The sequence below is a fragment of the Streptococcus sp. Marseille-Q3604 genome (assembly GCF_916619785.1).
Classification (GTDB): Bacteria; Bacillota; Bacilli; order Lactobacillales; family Streptococcaceae; genus Streptococcus.
The window spans coordinates 825,116-841,488 of record NZ_CAKAKM010000001.1 but is presented as its reverse complement, the minus strand read 5'-3'; the positions used below and the strand labels follow the sequence as shown (position 1 = coordinate 841,488).

General features: G+C 41.5%; 12 protein-coding genes and 2 tRNA genes. All 14 read left to right on the top strand.

Features of this window, described 5'->3' with window-relative positions; all coding sequences use genetic code 11:
• Positions 1–36: 36 nt before the first annotated feature.
• The 14 genes from liaF to glgA all read left to right on the top strand — a co-directional run bounded on the left by liaF (position 37) and on the right by glgA (position 16,161).
• Positions 37–735: a cell wall-active antibiotics response protein LiaF gene (liaF, locus tag LG375_RS03445; protein ID WP_037603001.1), complete on the top strand. Its 699-nt coding sequence runs from the start codon at positions 37–39 to the stop codon at positions 733–735.
• Positions 732–1,742, top strand: a complete 1,011-nt coding sequence (locus LG375_RS03440) for a sensor histidine kinase (protein ID WP_002891418.1) — start codon at positions 732–734, stop codon at positions 1,740–1,742. Before liaF ends, LG375_RS03440 begins: the two co-directional genes overlap by 4 nt.
• Positions 1,732–2,376 carry a response regulator transcription factor gene (locus tag LG375_RS03435; protein WP_002891417.1) on the top strand — a complete coding sequence of 215 codons (645 nt, stop codon included), beginning with the start codon at positions 1,732–1,734 and terminating at the stop codon, positions 2,374–2,376. Before LG375_RS03440 ends, LG375_RS03435 begins: the two co-directional genes overlap by 11 nt.
• 302 nt (positions 2,377–2,678) lie before the next feature.
• Positions 2,679–2,750: transfer RNA gene (locus tag LG375_RS03430), tRNA-Gln, on the top strand.
• Positions 2,751–2,779: 29 nt separating this feature from the next.
• Positions 2,780–2,851 (top strand) — tRNA-Glu (locus tag LG375_RS03425).
• A gap of 220 nt (positions 2,852–3,071) precedes the next feature.
• Positions 3,072–3,590: a ribosome maturation factor RimM gene (gene rimM, locus LG375_RS03420; protein ID WP_060971504.1), complete on the top strand. Its 519-nt coding sequence runs from the start codon at positions 3,072–3,074 to the stop codon at positions 3,588–3,590.
• On the top strand, positions 3,580–4,299 hold the full coding sequence (gene trmD, locus LG375_RS03415) for a tRNA (guanosine(37)-N1)-methyltransferase TrmD (RefSeq protein ID WP_060972852.1): 720 nt from the start codon (positions 3,580–3,582) through the stop codon (positions 4,297–4,299). The genes rimM and trmD overlap by 11 nt, the downstream gene beginning before the upstream one ends.
• Before the next feature lies 1 nt (position 4,300).
• Positions 4,301–5,299 (top strand): NAD(P)/FAD-dependent oxidoreductase, encoded by a 999-nt coding sequence (locus tag LG375_RS03410; RefSeq protein WP_155223397.1) that lies wholly within the window; start codon positions 4,301–4,303, stop codon positions 5,297–5,299.
• A 100-nt stretch (positions 5,300–5,399) separates the two neighbouring features.
• Positions 5,400–7,814 carry a DNA translocase FtsK gene (locus LG375_RS03405; RefSeq protein ID WP_225745298.1) on the top strand — a complete coding sequence of 805 codons (2,415 nt, stop codon included), beginning with the start codon at positions 5,400–5,402 and terminating at the stop codon, positions 7,812–7,814.
• A 215-nt stretch (positions 7,815–8,029) separates the two neighbouring features.
• Complete coding sequence (gene pulA / locus LG375_RS03400) at positions 8,030–10,225, top strand: type I pullulanase (RefSeq protein WP_225745297.1); 2,196 nt, start codon at positions 8,030–8,032, stop codon at positions 10,223–10,225.
• A 169-nt stretch (positions 10,226–10,394) separates the two neighbouring features.
• Positions 10,395–12,275, top strand: coding sequence for a 1,4-alpha-glucan branching protein GlgB (gene glgB, locus LG375_RS03395; RefSeq protein ID WP_107373246.1), 1,881 nt, complete (start codon positions 10,395–10,397; stop codon positions 12,273–12,275).
• A gap of 190 nt (positions 12,276–12,465) precedes the next feature.
• Complete coding sequence (locus LG375_RS03390) at positions 12,466–13,608, top strand: glucose-1-phosphate adenylyltransferase (protein ID WP_225745296.1); 1,143 nt, start codon at positions 12,466–12,468, stop codon at positions 13,606–13,608.
• Complete coding sequence (glgD, locus tag LG375_RS03385; protein ID WP_064524095.1) at positions 13,598–14,734, top strand: glucose-1-phosphate adenylyltransferase subunit GlgD; 1,137 nt, start codon at positions 13,598–13,600, stop codon at positions 14,732–14,734. The genes LG375_RS03390 and glgD overlap by 11 nt, the downstream gene beginning before the upstream one ends.
• Entirely contained in the window at positions 14,731–16,161 is a 1,431-nt protein-coding gene (glgA, locus tag LG375_RS03380; protein WP_064524093.1) for a glycogen synthase GlgA, read from the top strand. Before glgD ends, glgA begins: the two co-directional genes overlap by 4 nt.
• Positions 16,162–16,373: the final 212 nt, after the last annotated feature.

Genomic DNA, 16,373 nt, shown 5'->3' with positions numbered 1-16,373 from the left:
GAATGAAGCCTGTATACTTTTATTTGAGAGGTCCTTATGACCAAATTTAATTTTTTCTTAGTGGTGGAAGCCCTGCTTTTGACTCTGGGCCTGATTACCATTTTTAATAATGATATTACCAGTTTTATTTTCATACTGGTTTTAACCTTGTTGGCAGTTCGCTTTTTTAATAAGGAATCCAAAAGTGATTTTGTCTTGACCATCTGTTTGATATCACTTTTTCTGGTTTCCATGTGGAATATCTATGTGGTGCTTGCGATTTTAGTGGGTGTGGCCTATGTCATGATTAACCATTTTTCACAGGTCAAGAAAAAGAATCGCTACGCTCTTATTCAATTCAAGGAAGACGACTTGGATCCTCAGGCTGTGCGAAATCAGTGGATTGGAACTCGGATGGAACCTGTCAGTGATCGCTATGACTTTGATGATATCAATATCATTCGTTTCTTTGGAACAGATGTGATTGATTTGACCCAGGTTATCGTCTCGGGGCGAGATAATGTTGTGATTTTGCAGAAACTTTATGGTCCGACGACTATCTTGGTACCAATTGATGTTTCCGTCAAGCTCAATATATCAGCGATTTATAGCTCTGTCACCTTCTTCAATGAAGATGAGTACGACCTCCGTTACGAAAGATTGACCTTGCAGGGGGCGGAGTATGAACATGCTCATCGAACAGTGAAATTGATTCTCAATGTGGGAGCTGGACCAGTGGAGGTACGTCGCAAATGAAGAAACAGTACCTATTTTTGATTCTGATTTATTCAGTTGTCGTTCTGGTTGGCGTTACCCTAGTGGTTATGGATAGCTTTAACCTTAACTTTTCATTGGTTTTTGGTAATCTGTCTCAGGTCTTCCATTTCCTTTTTAACATGTTTTTTGTAGTTCTGAGTTTGCTCATTTTGCTTTATATTCTTTGGGCCATTGCCAATGATAACAGTATGCGATCAGTCAATCAGGATTTGCGCCGCATTATCAATAATCAACCAGTCAAACGTCAGGGAGATATTGAGTTAGACAAGAATATGATGCGTTTATCTCATAAGATGCGTAAATTGACTAAGGACTTGCAGAAAACTGAGAATGCCCAGGCTCTTCAAAGCCGTGATATTATTAAGAAGGAGCGAGGACGTATTGCTCGTGACCTTCACGATACCGTTAGTCAGGAACTTTTTGCGGCTAGTATGATTCTTTCTGGTGTCTCTCAGATGGCGGACCAGCTAAGTAAAGAAGATTTGCATAATCAAATTCAGGCGGTTGAGGCCATGCTGACGGATGCTCAAAATGATATGCGTGTCTTGCTTTTGCATCTTCGTCCGACAGAGCTTGAGAACAAGACCTTGCAAGAAGGCTTGCAGATGATTCTTAAGGAATTAACCGATAAATCCAATATCCATGTCGTCTACAAGGATATGGTTAAGAAAGTGCCTAAGCGTATTGAAAATAATCTCTTTAGGATTGCCCAAGAGTTTATCTCTAATACTCTTAAACACGCCAAGGCTAGCCAGATAGAGGTTTATCTCTATCAAAATAGTCAGGAAATTCAATTGAAAATGTTGGATAATGGTGTTGGTTATGATTTAAATGCGTCGACTGACGAGATGAGTTATGGACTGAAAAATATCCAGGAGCGTGTCGATGAAATGGCGGGAACTGTGCAGTTCCTATCTGCTACAGGTAAAGGAACATCTATTGATGTTCGTGTGCCGATATTAAGAGGAGAAGACAATGTCGAATAAGATAAATGTGATTTTGGTCGATGACCATGAGATGGTCCGTTTGGGCCTTAAGAGTTTCCTGAATCTCCAAGGAGATGTCGAAGTGGTTGGAGAAGCGAGCAATGGCCGAGAAGGTGTTGACCTTGCCCTGGAACTTCGTCCAGATGTCGTCGTAATGGACCTTGTCATGCCTGAATTAGATGGTGTTCAAGCGACTTTGGAATTGCTCAAAGAATGGCCAGAAGCCAAGATTTTGGTTTTGACTAGCTATTTGGACAATGAAAAAATTTATCCAGTCATTGAAGCTGGTGCTAAAGGTTATATGCTTAAAACTAGCAGTGCGGCAGAGATTCTCAATAGTATCCGTAAGGTTTACCGTGGTGAAGAAGCTATCGAAACTGAGGTGGACAATAAGATTAAATACCACGATAGCCACCCGGACCTACACGACGACTTGACGGCACGTGAACGTGATATCCTGGCGCTTTTGGCTAAGGGTTATGACAATCAGACCATTGCTAACGAGCTATTCATTTCATTGAAAACCGTTAAAACTCACGTGTCTAATATCCTAGGAAAACTCAATGTTGATGACCGTACTCAGGCTGTCGTTTATGCCTTTAGACATCATTTGGTTTCACAGGATGATGAATAAAGTTATCAACTAACCTTGTTATTTAGAGGCTAGGGAGAGTTATCATAATTCTTACCCCTTACTCGGATTTTGCAAGTCAAATCTTTTGACTTTATTTCTAGTAAAACATATAATGAAATCATCCTAAAACTTTTCTTTTTTCATATGAGGTTGAAGCGACCTCATATCATCTATCTAAGTTCGCTTAGATGATGAAATCTCCTAACTCCTAGCAATCGGTATTTCCGGTTGCTTTTTTTTGAAAAAAGTTAAAAAAAGTGTTGACAGCCAACTAGTTTTTCTGTAGAATAATAAGAGTCTTTTGGGGTATAGCCAAGCGGTAAGGCAAGGGACTTTGACTCCCTCATGCGTTGGTTCGAATCCAGCTACCCCAGTTCTACTTGAGGGTAGAGACACAGATTATGGTCCGTTGGTCAAGGGGTTAAGACACCGCCTTTTCACGGCGGTAACACGGGTTCGAATCCCGTACGGACTATAAGTGCCAGCTAGAGAAAGCTGGTTTTTTTGTGTCCTTTTTGATAAAATAGAGGGGTTGACTGGCCTAGGCCAGACATTTTATACCACTTTAAAATCATAAATGACAAGACCTCGACCCGAAGAAATAACTTTGTTTAGTGATGGTTATCAGATGATGCCAAGCAGTTGGTCGAGTCGTGGTTTTATTTGAATAAGTAAACAGATAATAAGGAAATGCAATGACATACTATAACGTTGGAAAGATTGTAAATACACAGGGCTTACAGGGGGAACTTCGTGTTTTGTCTGTAACAGATTTTGCGGATGAACGTTTTAAGAAGAAGAGTGTCCTAGCCCTTTTTGATGACAAAGATAATTACATTATGGATGTTGAGATTGCGAGTCATCGTAAACATAAAAACTTTGATATCGTTAAATTTAAGGGACTTTACCATATCAATGATGTAGAGAAGTATAAGGGTTGTAGCCTCAAGATTGCTGAGGAAAATCTAACAGATCTTGATGACGGTGAATTTTACTACCATGAGATCATTGGCCTTGATGTTTATGAAGGTGATACTTTGATTGGTCAGGTCAAAGAGATTCTCCAACCGGGCGCTAATGATGTTTGGGTAGTAAAACGTAAAGGCAAAAAAGATTTGCTCTTGCCATACATCCCGCCTGTAGTTCTCGATGTTGATGTTGCAGCTGGACGTGTTGAGGTTGAGCTCATGGAAGGATTAGACGATGAAGATTGATATCTTGACCCTATTTCCAGATATGTTTGCTCCCTTAGAGCATTCCATTGTTGGTAAGGCAAAGGATAAGGGCCTTCTAGAAATCAACTATCACAATTTTCGTGAAAATGCGGAGAAGGCTCGTCACGTAGATGATGAACCTTACGGTGGCGGTCAAGGTATGTTGCTACGTGCCCAGCCAATTTTTGATACCTTTGACAAGTTAGACGTCACAAAACCTCGCGTTATTCTCTTAGATCCTGCGGGTCGTACCTTTGATCAGGCCTATGCAGAAGAATTGGCGCAAGAAGAGGAATTGGTCTTTATCTGTGGTCACTATGAGGGCTATGATGAGCGCATCAAAACCTTAGTGACAGATGAGATTTCCTTGGGAGATTTTGTCTTAACTGGGGGAGAGTTGGCTGCAATGACTATTGTAGATGCGACTGTCCGCTTGATTCCTGAAGTTTTAGGTAAGGAAGCTAGTCATAAGGATGATAGTTTCTCATCAGGGCTTTTGGAATTTCCACAGTACACGCGCCCAGCTGAGTTTCGTGGCATGAAGGTGCCAGATGTTCTCTTGTCAGGGCACCACGTCAATATTCGACGTTGGCGTATGGAACAGAGTTTGCGTAAGACTTGGGAGCGTCGACCAGACCTCTTGGAAAACTATGACTTTACGGATGAAGAACGTCAGATTTTAGAAGAGATAAAAGCAGAAGGAAAATAAAATGTCAGAAGAAAAGATTTACGATATTACCATTATCGGTGGTGGGCCAGTAGGACTTTGGGCTGCCTTTTACGCCGGTCTACGTGGTATGACTGTTAATATTATTGAGAGTCTGTCAGAGCTTGGTGGACAACCTGCCGTTCTCTATCCAGAGAAGAAAATCTACGATATTCCAGCCTTTCCGCAAACGACAGGTGCGGAATTGACAGAAAATCTCTTGACTCAACTTAAGCGTTTTGAAGATCGTATCAGCATTCATTTGAAAGAAGAAGTGCAAACCTTTGAAAAGAAAGAAGGCATCTTCACAATTGCTACTAGTAAGGGCCAACACTTGTCTAAGGCTATCGTCATTGCTTGTGGGAATGGTGCCTTCGCTCCCCGTCCTTTGGGTGTGGACAATGAAGAAGATTATGCGGACAATAACTTGTTCTATAATGTGCATAGCCTTGACCAATTTGCCGGCAAGAAGGTTGTGATTGCTGGTGGTGGAGATTCAGCTGTTGACTGGGCTAATCACTTGGATGGGATTGCTGAGAGCGTGACTTTGATTCACCGTCGTGATGCCTTTCGTGCCCATGAGCATAGTGTAGAGCTTCTTCATCAATCGTCAGTTAATGTGATGACGCCTTATGTGCCACTTGAAATTAAGGGTGAAAATGGTCTTGCCCAAAGTTTGACCGTTCAAAAAGTTAAGTCAGATGAGGTTGTGGAATTGCCACTTGATGCCCTTATTGTTAGCTTTGGTTTCTCAACCAACAATAAAAACCTTCGTAACTGGAATGTTGATTACAAACGCTCTAGCGTTACTGTTAATGCGCAGTTTGAAACCTCACAAGAAGGTGTTTATGCTATCGGTGATGCGGCAGAATATGAGGGTAAGATTGATTTGATTGCTGTGGGAATGGGTGAAGCTCCTATCGCTATCAACCAAGCTATCCAATATATTGATCCAGACGGTAAGAATCGTCCGGTTCACTCAACATCATTAATTGAAGAATAATGTCAAAAGAAGGAAAGTCTCAAAAAAAAGACTTTGTCTTCAATCTAAGGAGAGACCTATCTCTCTTTTTTCATGTCTAAAAACGTGGTATAATACACCTATGGCTACAACGAAAAAAACGAAAAAAGGGACTGCTTCTAAGAACAGTAAGAAGCGGCTTACAAAAGCAGAATTAGACAGACAGAAGGCGATTAAGCGAATGCTATGGACCTTCTTTTTTGCCTTTGTTTTAATTTTCCCAGTCTTTCGATTGGGTTTCTTTGGGGTTACCCTCTATAATCTCTTTCGAGTATTTGTGGGGAGTATGGCTTATCCTTTAATTTTTGCTATCTATGTTTATCTCTTTGGCTTTAAATGGTTACGTAAACATAGTAACTACGTAACAGGATTTTGGATGATCTTCGCGGGTCTCTTGTTGGAGTTTCACGCCTATCTCTTTAGTCTAGAACGCATGAGTGGTCTGGATATTTTCCCTGGTACCAAGGACTTGCTTTTTGGGGAACTGGTCAGTGTGCAAGTAGCTCGTTTTGCGGGTGGTGGTATGTTAGGGGCTCTCCTATACCAACCGTTTTCCTTCCTCTTTTCAAATATCGGTAGCTTCATGATTGGCGTATTGATCATTCTCTTGGGTGCCTTCATTCTTAGCCCTTGGGATGTCTTGGATATCATGGAGTATACTAAGGAAGCTTGGCAGAAAGGGGCTGAGAAGCGTTTGGAACGGACTGCTCAACGTCAGGAAAAGAAGGCAGAACGTCAGGCTCAGAAAGAACGTGAGGCGGAAGAACGTGCCGAAGCCGAGCGTCTGGCTGATTTAACTGTTGACGAGGAGACGGGAGAAATCTTAGATGATGCCGCAGAGGAGTTACCACAAGAAACTGAGATTTTTGCACCTGAACCTGAAATCAATGATTATGCCTCTGAGGACTACTATGATAATCTCCCTCCAGAGGATTATGAGGATTTTCAAGAAGATTATGCACCTTATCCAGAGGATGTGCCAACCGAGGAGTTTCCGCCATCTATGGTTGTTGAGGGAGATGATGCACCTGTCGAGGTTGATTTCACACCGAAGGAGCTCTTACAGTATAAATTACCTCAGATAGATCTCTTTGCACCTGATAAGCCTAAGAGTCAATCTAAAGAGAAAAACATCGTTCGTAAGAATATTAGAATCTTAGAAGATACTTTCAAGAGTTTCAATATTGACGTCAAGGTTGAGCGAGCCGAAATTGGACCATCAGTGACCAAGTACGAGGTCAAGCCTGCTGTTGGGGTTCGTGTTAATCGCATTTCAAATCTAGCTGATGACTTGGCTCTGGCTCTAGCTGCGAAAGATGTCCGTATTGAGGCCCCTATTCCTGGAAAGTCTTTAGTTGGGATCGAAGTGCCTAACTCTGAGATTGCGACGGTTTCTTTCCGTGAACTTTGGGAACAGTCCAAGACGGATCCTAATAAGCTCTTGGAAGTTCCTCTCGGTAAGGCAGTTGATGGCTCGGCTCGTAGCTTTGATTTGGGACGGATGCCTCACTTGCTGGTGGCTGGGTCAACAGGTTCTGGTAAATCGGTTGCGGTTAACGGAATCATCTCTAGTATTCTTATGAAGGCTCGTCCTGACCAGGTTAAGTTCCTCATGGTTGATCCTAAGATGGTTGAGCTCTCTGTTTATAATGATATTCCTCATCTCCTTATCCCTGTGGTGACCAACCCACGTAAGGCCGCCAAGGCTCTTCAAAAAGTGGTAGATGAGATGGAAAACCGTTACGAACTCTTTAGTAAGTTTGGCGTACGTAACATTGCTGGCTACAATGCCAAGGTTGAAGATTGGAATGCCCAATCCCAAGAAAAACAGATTCCCCTACCTTTAATTGTGGTTATCGTTGATGAGCTGGCTGACTTGATGATGGTAGCCAGTAAGGAAGTGGAAGATGCTATCATTCGTTTGGGACAAAAAGCGCGTGCTGCGGGAATTCACATGATTCTCGCCACTCAACGTCCGTCGGTTGATGTTATCTCTGGTTTGATTAAGGCCAATGTGCCTTCTCGTGTGGCCTTTGCGGTGTCTTCGGGAACAGATAGTCGTACCATTTTAGATGAAAATGGGGCAGAAAAGCTACTCGGACGTGGTGATATGCTTTTCAAACCGATTGATGAGAACCACCCTGTTCGTCTACAAGGTTCCTTCATTTCTGATGATGACGTGGAACGTATTGTGACCTTTATAAAGGATCAGGCTTCTGCTGACTACGATGAGAGCTTTGACCCTGGTGAAGTTTCTGAGAATGATTTTGGTGGAGGTTCGTCTGCCAATGGTGGTAGCTCAGAAGGAGACCCTCTCTTTGAAGAAGCTAAGGCTTTGGTCCTTGAAACACAAAAAGCCAGTGCTTCCATGATTCAGCGACGTCTGTCAGTTGGTTTCAACCGTGCCACTCGTTTAATGGAAGAATTGGAAGAAGCCGGTGTTATCGGACCGGCTGAAGGCACCAAACCCCGTAAGGTTTTGATGACTCAAGAATAATGAACTGAAAAGAGTCATAAGACTGGTTTTGAAAGGAATTAGAACAGACAAAAGAAATGAGAAAAATGAGTATTTTGCCATTTGTTTTCTCATTCTTTTTTTATGTTCAAAATAGACCAAAAAATTGCAAAATATTCCATAAGAACGCTTACAAAACGAACTTTTTCTGCTATAATAGGAGAAAAAGTGAGTAATAAAAACTAAGGAGTTAAAAAATGGACAATTTATTAACCGTTCATTTTCATAGTATGCATGGCGACTATTCCCGATATAGTATGTGGAAGTGGCTAGATGGTTATTGGGGCGAAGAGGCCCATTTTTCACGTGAGGATGATTTTGGCCTTGTTGGTCAGGTTACTTCTCCCTCCAATCGTTTTATTGATTCTGTCAATCTTTTGGTCAAAACGGAAGACTGGTCGAGGCAAACACATGATTATCGTGTCCGACGCTTCCTAGGGGATGCTCCCAATGCTATTTGGATAGTTGAAGGTGATCCAACGGTTTATTATTCTAAACAGGCAGCCTTGACTAGCCATAGTTTTGAAGGTCGCGACCAGCATGCCTTTGATATGGCTCTTCGTAGACAGGAATTTGATCAAAAGTGGGGTTTTCAAGGTTGGTTAGGGCATAAGTATGAAAAAGGGGCTACAGAGTTTCGCCTTTGGTCACCACTAGCTCGTCGTGTGCAGCTCTTACTTTTTAAAAAGGGCAGTAAAAATCCTAAGGTCATTAAGATGAGCCGAGGAACCAGTGTCAATAAGGATCGTCATGAGATGAATACTCACGGTGTTTGGAGTACCACTGTCAAAAAGGATTTGGATGGGGTAGCCTACCAGTTTCGTGTTTATCATGAGGAAAGCTTCTATCAGGATACGAGAGACCCTTATAGCATCGCCCTTAGCTTAGATAATAAAAAAAGTTTAGTGGTCGATCCTAAGCGACTTGTACCAAGAGGGTATGAAAAGGTTACGAAGCAAAAAGCGAGCTGGCGTAATGAAAATGCTTGCTCATCCGTTATCTGTGAAATGCACCTCCGTGATTTCTCAATCTCAGAGACGTCTGGTGTTAAGAAGTCCTATAGAGGGACATACCTGGGTGCCTGTCAGAAAGGGACTAAAAATGCCCAAGGAGATGTGACTGGTTTTGATTACCTCAAACGCATGGGTTACAATTATGTCCAGTTGCAACCGGTCTTTGATCACCATAAAACCTACGATAAAGATGGGAAGCTTCTCTATAACTGGGGGTATGATCCTGAGAATTATAATGTCCCAGATCGTCAATTTGCTGCTGATCAAAAGAATCCCGTGGCACCAATTTTAGAGCTTAAGAAGATGATTCAGGCCTACCATGAGGCAGGCATTGGGGTCATCATGGATGTGGTTTATAACCATACTTACTCTTCTTACAGCTCTCCCTTCCAACTGTCTGTGCCGGCCTATTACTACCGTATGCATGATAATGGGTCTTTTCAAGACGGGTCAGGATGTGGAAATGAAACAGCCAGTGAAAAGGAAATGTACCGTAAGTATATGATTGATTCTTTGACCTATTGGGCAGAAGAATTTGGAGTGGATGGTTTCCGTTTTGACCTTATGGGTTTGCATGATGTTGCTACTATGAATGCCATTCGTTCGGCCATGGATGATATTGATCCTAGGATTCTTCTATATGGTGAAGGATGGGATATGGGAATTGGTCTTCCTGTGGATCAAAAGGGCAAGAAGGATAATGCAGCTCTGATGCCTAGAATCGGATTTTTCAATGACAATGCGCGTGATGCCGTTAAAGGGGCAGAAGTCTATGGACACATCAGTAACGGTTATGTGTCTGGAGCCCCATTGGAAGACCAGATTGCCAAGAGTTTGCTTGGTAGCCGTGGTTTTGTAAACTACCTCATGCCAGGTCAGGTCCTCAACTATATCGAGGCGCACGACAACTATAATTTGAATGACCTTATGCATCATTTGCATCCACATGATTCGCCAGAAGATATTGAAAAACGTATCTACTTGGCAAATGCTCTTAATCTAAGTATGCAAGGGATGTGTTTCATGCAGTTGGGACAAGAATTCCAGCGTAGTAAGATGGTTGCAACAGGTGAAGACGGAAACTACACGGAAGCGGATGTTAAGCGTGCTATGAATAGCTACAATGCTCCTGATGCCGTTAATCAGGTGGATTGGAATCAAGTGACCCTTAAGAAAGACTTGGCTGCTAAAGTTGCCAAATTAATTGAGCGTAAGCAAACCGTACCAGAATTGTCATATCGTTCATATGCAGATATTTACGATAATCTCTATGTCGCAAAAGCGGAGTACGATTCAGGTATTGTTGAATTGCACATTTCTGGAAAATTACGTAAGACTTTTGTGTTCAATAATATGAAAAAAGATTTGGAGATTTACTGACAAGGCAGTCAAAAAATGCTATAATATAGGAAACGCTTACACAAGCAGTTTTATTCGCTTGTGAGCCCTATCAATCTGAAGGGTTTTCTAGTGTATTTACATATATTTCAATGTTTTAATTTCTTGATAGTTAGATCTATCAAGGCTAGTTTTAGAAAGGAGTGATGGTATGAATCTCGATGAAGCCATGTACACGTTTGGGACAGGTGAGAACTTCCACCTTCAGAATTATCTGGGTGTGCATGAATTGGAGGGAGAAGAAGGATTTGTCTTCCGTGTGTGGGCCCCTCATGCTGAGCAGATTCAGGTAATTGGAGATTTCACAGGTTGGTTTGATGAACCTCTGGATATGACCAAAAACCATATCGGTGTTTGGGAGGTAAGTTCAGCCCTCCCTCAAGAAGGACAACTCTATAAGTTCTTGGTGAAACGTAAGGGAGGTCAAGTAGTCGAAAAGATGGATCCTTTCGCTACTTATTTGGAACCACGTCCAGGAACAGGAGCTGTGATTCGTAAGAAGAAAACTAAGAAGTGGAAGGATGGCCTTTGGATGGGTCGTCGTAAACGCTTTGGTTTCCAAAAACGTCCGGTTAATATCTATGAAGCTCATGCATCATCTTGGAAACTAAAAGAGGATGGTCAACCTTATACTTTCAAAGAATTGAAAGAAGAGTTGATTCCATATTTGGTTGAGATGAACTATACCCACGTGGAATTCATGCCACTCATGGCTCACCCTCTTGGGATGAGTTGGGGTTACCAGCTCATGGGTTACTTTGCTTTTGAACATACCTATGGTACACCAGAAGATTTTCAAGATTTTGTTGAAGCATGTCACCAGAATAATATCGGTGTCTTGGTAGACTGGGTCCCAGGTCACTATACACAGAATGACGATGCTTTAGCTTACTTTGATGGTACACCAACTTTCGAATATCAGGATCACGATCGAGCTCATAACTATCGTTGGGGAGCGTTGAACTTTGACTTAGGAAAAAATCAAGTACAGTCTTTCCTTATTTCAAGTGCTCTTTACTGGATTGAAAATTATCATATCGATGGTATCCGAGTGGATGCAGTTTCAAACATGCTCTATTTGGACTATGATGAGGGTCCATGGATGCCAAACAAGGACGGTGGTAACCGTAACTTGGAAGGCTATGGCTTCCTTCAAAAACTCAATCGTGAGATTAAAAAACGCTATCCAGATGTCATGATGGTTGCGGAAGAATCAACTGCAGCAACACCAATTACACAACCGATTGAAGAGGGTGGTCTAGGTTTCGACTTCAAATGGAATATGGGTTGGATGAACGATATCCTCAAATTCTACGAAGAAGATCCAGTTTACCGTCAGTATGATTTCAATCTGATGACTTTCAGTTTCATGTATTGCTTCAATGAAAACTATGTTCTACCTTTCTCACATGATGAAGTGGTACATGGTAAGAAGAGTATGATGCATAAGATGTGGGGGGATCGCTACAATCAGTTTGCTGGCCTACGTAACCTCTATACTTATCAACTCTGTCACCCAGGTAAGAAATTGCTCTTCATGGGATCTGAATTTGGTCAGTTCTTAGAGTGGAAATTTGATTACCAACTTGAATGGAATAATCTTGAAGATGAGATGAACCAGAAGATGCAGGCTTTCACTAGCCATATGAATGGTTTCTACAAGGACCATAAATCTCTCTGGCAGATTGATGATTCTTACGATGGTATTGAAATCATTGACGCGGATAACCGTGCTGAAAGTGTGCTTTCCTTCATTCGTAAGGATGACAAAGGCGATAAGGGTGACTTTCTCGTCTGTGTCTTCAACCTAGCTCCAGTGGAACGTCAAGACTTCACTATTGGATTGCCAGTCGCTGGTATTTATCAAGAAGTGCTTAACACTGAGATGGAAGAATTCGGTGGTGTCTGGAAAGAAGGAAATCCTGAGACCCGTACCCAAAAAGCGAAGTGGAAGGATTATGAAAATACCCTTAGCTTCACATTGCCAGCTCTTGGAGCAAGTATCTGGCGTGTTAAACGTCGCTTGAAATAAAGGGTAGACTTAAACGTGTACACGATTTGTTTTTCAGTGGTGATAGCAGGGAAGTCACGGTTGAAAGAAGCTGTTTGATGCCCAAACTATTGCCACACTGAGGAACTTACTTTAATTGTCATAATCAGTTTCGACTGATTGTCTCACATCCTTTTGAGGATGGAACTAAAAATCATGAGGGGGACTATTCATGAAAAATGAAATGTTGGCTTTGATCCTTGCTGGTGGGCAAGGAACTCGTCTTGGAAAATTGACCCAAAGTATTGCCAAACCAGCTGTTCAATTTGGTGGACGCTATCGTATTATTGATTTTGGTTTGTCAAATTGTGCCAATTCAGGAATTAACAATGTAGGTGTCATTACACAGTATCAGCCACTTGCTTTGAACAATCATATCGGTAATGGTTCAAGTTGGGGCTTGGATGGTGTTAACTCTGGTGTATCAATTCTTCAACCTTACTCAGCTAGTGAAGGTAATCGTTGGTTTGAAGGTACTAGCCACGCTATTTATCAAAACATTGACTATATCGATAGCATCAATCCTGAATATGTTTTGATTTTGTCTGGTGACCATATTTACAAGATGGACTATGATGATATGCTCCAATCTCACAAAGATAACAACGCAAGTCTTACTGTCGCCGTTCTTGATGTGCCACTTAAAGAAGCTAGCCGTTTCGGTATCATGAACACTGATGCTAATAACCGTATTGTTGAGTTCGAAGAAAAACCTGAAAACCCTAAATCTACGAAAGCATCAATGGGTATTTACATCTTTGATTGGAAACGTCTTCGCAATATGTTAGTATCAGCTGAAAAGAGTTCAGTTGATATGTCAGACTTTGGTAAGAACGTTATCCCAGCTTATCTTGAAACAGGTGAAAGCGTCTTTGCTTATGAATTTGAAGGCTATTGGAAAGACGTAGGTACTATCGAATCCCTTTGGGAAGCAAATATGGAGTACATTTCTCCTGAAAATGCCTTGGATAGTCGTAACCGTCAATGGAAAATTTACTCACGTAACGTGATTGCTCCACCAAACTTCTTTGGTGAGAATGCTCATGTTGAAGATTCACTCGTTGTTGATGGATGTTTGGTTGATGGAACTGTTAAACATTCTGTGCTTTCAACAAGTGCACAAATTCGTGAAGGGGCAGTCGTTGAAGATTCAGTGATTATGAGTGGTGCAATTATTGGTAAAGGTGCAAAAATTAAACGAGCTATTATCGGTGAAGGTGCACACATTTCCGATGGTGTGGAAATTGACGGTACAGAAGAAGTGCAAGTCGTAGGATACAATGAAGTAGTGGGGGTACCAAAAGATGAAGATTGATAAATATTCTGCAATTCTAGGAAATACCGTAGGATTCCATGACATGGGTGGTTTGACTGAGCACCGTCCTATTGCCAGCCTACCATTTGGCGGAAAATATCGCCTCATCGACTTCCCGTTGTCTAACTTGGCTAATGCTGGTATCCGTAGCGTCTTCGGAATCTTCCAAAACGAAAACATCAGTTCTGTCTTCGACCATATTCGTTCAGGTCGTGAGTGGGGCTTGTCTACTCTTCTCAGTCACTACTACCTTGGTATTTACAATACTCCTGTTGAAAGCTCAACTGTTGATGAGGAATACTATCGTCAAATTTTGACTTACCTTAAACGTTCAGGCTCAGATCAGACTGTAGCTCTTAACAGTGATGTTTTGGTCAACATTGATCTTAACCAAGTTTTCCACCTTCACAATACAACAAAACCAAAAGTTACTGTGGTCTACAAAAAACTTCCTAAAGAACTCATTTCAGATGTAAACAGCGTTTTAGAAATTGATGACTCTGACAAAGTGCTTGGTCATGAGCTCTTCCAGGGTGGCGATAAAGAAGTTTACAATATGTCTACAGACATCTTTGTTGTGGATACACCATTCTTGATTGAAAAATTGGAAGAAGAAGCAGCTAAAGAAGAACCTCGTAAGCTTCGTTATGTACTTCGTGATTTGGCAGTTGCTGAAAATGCTTTTGCTTACGAGTACACTGGTTACCTTTCAAATATCCACTCAGTAAAAGCGTACTTTGATGCTAACTTGGATATGCTGGAATCACAAAAATTCTATAAACTTTTTGCACCAAACCAAAAAGTTTATACAAAAGTTAAAAATGAAGAGCCAACATACTATGCAGACTCTTCTGAAGTTAAGCTTTCACAATTTGCATCTGGTTCGATTGTTCGAGGTAAAGTTGAGAACTCAATGATTTCACGTAATGTTGACTTTTCTGAAGGTTCTAGTGTTAGCCATTCAATTATCTTCCCACGTGTTAAAGTTGCTAAAGGCGCAACAGTTGAATATGCTATTGTGGATAAAGGTGTTGAAATCGCTGAAGGTGTTACGGTTCGCGGTACAGAAAACAACCCAGTTGTCATCAAAAAAGGTAGCGTTGTAACAGAGGATATTGTACGATGAAAATTTTATTTGTAGCAGCAGAGGGTGCACCTTTCGCTAAAACTGGCGGTTTGGGTGACGTTATCGGTGCTCTTCCTAAATCTCTAGTCAAAAATGGTCACGAAGTTGCCGTAATTCTCCCATATTATGATGTGGTTTCGGCTAAATTTGGCGATCAGGTTGAAGACATTGGCTTCTTCTATACAAATGTTGGTTGGCGTCGTCAATATGTCGGCATCAAGAAAATTGTCCGTGATGGTGTGACCTTCTTCTTCATTGATAATGAGCAGTATTTCAACCGCGGTACGGTATACGGTGAGTGGGATGATGGTGAGCGTTTTGGCTTCTTCCAAATGGCTGCCCTTGAGTTGATGGAAAAAGTGGACTTTATTCCAGATATTCTCCATGTTCATGACTACCACACAGCCATGATTCCATTCCTTCTTAAGGAAAAATACCATTGGATTCAAGCTTACCAAGGTATTAGAACAGTCTTCACTATCCATAATATTGAGTTCCAAGGTCAATTTGACAGTGGTATGCTTTGGGAAATCTTCGGTGTTGGTTACGAGCGTTATGCAGACGGTACGCTCCGTTGGAATGACTGCCTCAACTGGATGAAAGCAGCCGTTCTTTATGCAGATCGTGTAACAACAGTTTCTCCATCTTATGCTGGTGAAATTCAAACACCTGAATTTGGTAAAGGTCTTGATCAAATCATGCGCATGGAATCTGGTAAGTTGTCTGGTATTGTTAATGGTATCGATACGGACCTCCTTGATCCAGAAACAGATACTCACATTCCTTACCACTTCTCAGTGGATGATTTGTCAGGTAAGGCCAAAGACAAGGCAGCTCTTCAAGAACGTGTTGGTCTCCCAGTTCGCGAAGACGTTCCATTGATTGGTATTGTGTCACGTTTGACTGACCAAAAAGGTTTCGATTTGGTTGTCAACGAACTTCACAACATCTTGCAACATGATGTTCAGATTGTTCTTTTGGGTACTGGTTACAGCGACTATGAGAACTCTTTCTCTTGGTTCGGTCACGCTTACCCAGAAAAAATGTCTGCCAACATTACCTTCAACCTAGAGTTGGCTCAACAAATTTATGCTGGTTGTGACATTTTCCTTATGCCTTCAGCCTTTGAACCATGTGGCCTCTCTCAAATGATGTCTATGCGCTATGGTACCTTGCCAGTGGTTAGCGAGGTTGGTGGTCTTCGTGATACTGTTGAACCATACAACCCTGTGACAGGCTCAGGTACAGGATTCTCATTTGGTAACTTCTCAGGTTACTGGATGGTTCAAACCCTTGAAAAAGCTCTCGATGTTTACGAAAACAATGCTGATGCTTGGAAACAACTCCAGCACAATGCTATGACACGTGACTTCTCATGGGATACAGCAAGTTTGGCATATGTTGATTTGTACAAACAATTAGTATAATTGCAAAGATAACTTTTCTCGCAAGGGAAAAGTTATCTTCGTGTAAAGCGTTTGAAAACGCTTCTATATAATCTTGACAAAAGTCAGGATAGCATCTCTCAATCTTGCTGATAAAGCAATGAAAGAGAAGATATCTAAAAATCTGAATAGAAGACTAACTCTAATCATGTTATAATAAACCTGACTGTTTTGACAGTTTTGTAAATAAAGAT

Bases quoted from the DNA above. Each gene is read 5' to 3' on its own strand.
- rimM (WP_060971504.1), top strand. From the start codon at position 3,072: ATGACATACTATAACGTTGGAAAGATTGTAAATACACAGGGCTTACAG.
- trmD (WP_060972852.1), top strand. From the start codon at position 3,580: ATGAAGATTGATATCTTGACCCTATTTCCAGATATGTTTGCTCCCTTA.
- pulA (WP_225745297.1), top strand. From the start codon at position 8,030: ATGGACAATTTATTAACCGTTCATTTTCATAGTATGCATGGCGACTAT.
- glgA (WP_064524093.1), top strand. From the start codon at position 14,731: ATGAAAATTTTATTTGTAGCAGCAGAGGGTGCACCTTTCGCTAAAACT.
- LG375_RS03410 (WP_155223397.1), top strand. From the start codon at position 4,301: ATGTCAGAAGAAAAGATTTACGATATTACCATTATCGGTGGTGGGCCA.
- LG375_RS03435 (WP_002891417.1), top strand. From the start codon at position 1,732: ATGTCGAATAAGATAAATGTGATTTTGGTCGATGACCATGAGATGGTC.
- LG375_RS03390 (WP_225745296.1), top strand. From the start codon at position 12,466: ATGAAAAATGAAATGTTGGCTTTGATCCTTGCTGGTGGGCAAGGAACT.
- liaF (WP_037603001.1), top strand. From the start codon at position 37: ATGACCAAATTTAATTTTTTCTTAGTGGTGGAAGCCCTGCTTTTGACT.
- LG375_RS03405 (WP_225745298.1), top strand. From the start codon at position 5,400: ATGGCTACAACGAAAAAAACGAAAAAAGGGACTGCTTCTAAGAACAGT.
- glgB (WP_107373246.1), top strand. From the start codon at position 10,395: ATGAATCTCGATGAAGCCATGTACACGTTTGGGACAGGTGAGAACTTC.
- LG375_RS03440 (WP_002891418.1), top strand. From the start codon at position 732: ATGAAGAAACAGTACCTATTTTTGATTCTGATTTATTCAGTTGTCGTT.
- glgD (WP_064524095.1), top strand. From the start codon at position 13,598: ATGAAGATTGATAAATATTCTGCAATTCTAGGAAATACCGTAGGATTC.